Consider the following 3111-nt stretch of genomic DNA (forward strand, 5'->3'; position numbering starts at 1 on the left):
ACGTGATCGACGCCGATACCGCGCAGCTCATCGCCGAAGAACTGGGCCACACCGTCAAGCGCGTCGCCGCGAGCGACGTCGAGGAAGGCCTGTTCGACGTGGTCGACGATTCCACCGATACCGAGCCGCGCTCGCCGGTCGTCACCGTGATGGGCCACGTCGATCACGGCAAGACCTCGCTGCTTGACGCGCTGCGCCACGCCAACGTGGTATCGGGCGAAGCCGGCGGCATCACCCAGCATATCGGCGCCTATCAGGTCGCATCGCCCGACGGCAAGAAGATCACCTTCATCGACACCCCGGGCCATGCGGCCTTCACCGCGATGCGCGCGCGCGGCGCCAAGGTCACCGACATCGTCATTCTGGTGGTCGCCGCCGACGACGGCGTGATGCCGCAGACCATCGAGGCGATCAATCACGCCAAGGCCGCCAAGGTGCCGATGATCATCGCGATCAACAAGATCGACAAGCCCGACGCAAGGCCGGAGCGCGTGCGCACCGAACTGCTGCAGCACGAGGTGCAGGTCGAATCGATGGGCGGCCAGGTGGTCGACGTGGAAGTTTCCGCCAAGAACAGGACCAACCTCGACAAGCTGTTGGAAATGATTTCCCTGCAGTCCGACCTGCTCGACCTCAAGACCAACGCCTCGCGGCCTGCCGAAGGCACCGTGATCGAAGCCAAGCTCGATCGCGGCCGCGGTCCGGTCGCCACCGTGCTGGTCCAGCGCGGCACGCTGCGGATCGGCGACATCATCGTGGCCGGCGCCGAAATGGGCCGCGTCCGCGCGCTGATCTCCGATCAGGGCGAGACGGTCGACGAGGCCGGCCCGTCGGTGCCCGTCGAGGTGCTCGGTTTCAACGGTCCGCCGGAAGCCGGCGACCGATTGGCCGTGGTCGAAAACGAGGCCCGCGCCCGTCAGGTCACGAGCTATCGCGCCCACCAGAAGCGCGAAAACGCAGCCGCCAGCGCCTCCGGCATGCGCGGCTCGCTCGAGCAGATGATGTCGCAGCTCAAGACCGCCGGCCGCAAGGATTTCCCGCTGGTCATCAAGGCCGACGTGCAGGGCTCGCTGGAAGCCATTCTCGGCTCGCTGGAAAAGCTCGGCACCGAGGAGGTCGCCGCGCGCATCCTGCATGCGGGCGTCGGCGGCATCTCGGAATCCGACGTGACGCTCGCGGAGGGCTTCAACGCCGCGATCATCGGCTTCTCGGTCCGCGCCAACAAGGAGGCCGCCGCCGCCGCCAAGCGCAACGGCATCGAGATCCGCTACTACAATATCATCTACGACCTCGTGGACGATGTGAAGAAGGCGATGAGCGGCCTGCTCGCGCCGACGCTGCGCGAAACCATGCTGGGCAACGCCGAGATCCTGGAGGTCTTCAACATCTCCAAGGTCGGCAAGGTGGCAGGCTGCCGGGTCACCGACGGCACCGTGGAGCGCGGCGCCCATGTCCGCCTGATCCGCGACAATGTCGTGGTGCACGAAGGCAAGCTCTCGACCTTGAAGCGGTTCAAGGACGAAGTGAAGGAAGTTCAGTCGGGCCAGGAGTGCGGCATGGCGTTCGAGAACTACCACGACATGCGCGTGGGCGACGTCATCGAGTGCTATCGCGTGGAGACCATACAGCGCTCGCTGTGAGTCCAAATCTCACTGCACGTTAGCCTTCTTCCTTTCGTTATTGCCGGGCTTGATCCGGCAATCCATCCGCTGAAAGCGGACCCCTGAATGAACGATGGATGCCCGGGTCAAGCCCGGGCATGACCGGTGACTTGAATGCCGCGCCACCACAGGAAAGAGTCCGTTTCCGGCGCCTCGCAACGCCAGTTGCGCGTCGCGGAAACCGTGCGCCACGCGATCGCCGACATTCTCACCCAGGGCTTGGTTCATGATCCCGTGCTCGAAGGGCATCTCGTCACCGTGCCCGAGGTCCGCATGTCCGCCGACCTCAAGCTCGCGACGATCTACGTGATGCCGCTCGGCGGGCGCGACACGGCCGACGTGATCGAGGCGCTCGACCGCAACAGGAGGTTCCTGCGCGGAGAAATCGCGCGGCGCGTTAACCTGAAATTTGCACCTGACATCCGCTTCCGCGCCGACGAACGATTCGACGAAGCGGAACGTATCGAGAAATTATTGCGAACACCCGCGGTGCAGAGAGACCTCGCACCGGATTCGGACGAAAGCTGACGACCATGACCGCACCTGATGCCGCCCTCGATTCGAAAATCGGCGAATCGGACGGCGCCGAGAAAAATAAATCTGCAGCCGAAGACGCCTTTCTCGGCGCGCCCCGGAAAAGACAGAACAACCAGCCGCGCCGCGACCGCCGCGACGTTCACGGCTGGGTCATCCTCGACAAGCCCGTCGGCATGACCTCGACCCATGCGGTGGCGGTCGTGAAGCGGCTGTTCAACGCCAAGCGCGCCGGACACGCCGGCACGCTCGACCCGCTGGCCTCGGGCGGCCTGCCGATCGCGCTCGGTGAAGCCACCAAGACCGTGCCTTTCGTCATGGACGGCCGCAAACGCTACCGCTTCACGGTGCAATGGGGCGAGGAGCGCGATACCGACGACACCGAAGGCCGGGTCACCCAGACCAGCGAGAACCGGCCCGATGCGGACGCGGTGCGGGCGCTGCTGCCGCGCTTCACCGGCGTGATCGAGCAGATCCCGCCGCAATATTCCGCGATCAAGATCCAGGGCGAACGGGCCTACGACCTTGCCCGCGACGGCGAGACCGTCGCCTTGCAGCCGCGACAGGTCGAGATCCACCAATTCGACCTCGCAGAACATACCAGCGACGGCCGCTCCGTGTTCGAGGCGGAATGCGGAAAAGGTACCTATGTGCGGGCGCTGGCCCGCGATATCGGGCGAATTCTCGGCTGTTACGGCCACATCTGCGCGCTGCGGCGCACGGTCGTCGGCCCGTTCGGCGAGGCCGACATGATTCCGCTGGCAGAACTGGAGGCTTTGTGCGATAGAGCCGCATCCGGCGAGGGAAACCTCGCCGATGCGCTATTGCCCGTTGAGACCGCGCTGGACGACATCCCGGCACTGGCCGTCACTCGGGCTGATGCGGCAAGGCTCCATCGGGGCCAGGCCGTCTTGTT

General features: G+C 65.3%; 3 protein-coding genes. All 3 read left to right on the plus strand.

The window, feature by feature from the left end:
* A partial coding sequence (gene infB, locus BGO16_RS00690; protein ID WP_292616232.1) for a translation initiation factor IF-2 occupies positions 1–1640 on the plus strand: 1640 nt, incomplete at its 5' end.
* Between the two features lie 135 nt (positions 1641–1775).
* On the plus strand, positions 1776–2189 hold the full coding sequence (rbfA, locus tag BGO16_RS00695) for a 30S ribosome-binding factor RbfA (RefSeq protein ID WP_292616234.1): 414 nt from the start codon (positions 1776–1778) through the stop codon (positions 2187–2189).
* Positions 2190–2194: 5 nt separating this feature from the next.
* Positions 2195–3111, plus strand: a 917-nt coding sequence (gene truB, locus BGO16_RS00700) for a tRNA pseudouridine(55) synthase TruB (protein ID WP_292616236.1), incomplete at its 3' end; no start/stop codon positions are given.

Origin of the sequence: Nitrobacter sp. 62-23 (assembly GCF_001897285.1) — a bacterium.
Classification (GTDB): Bacteria; Pseudomonadota; Alphaproteobacteria; order Rhizobiales; family Xanthobacteraceae; genus Nitrobacter.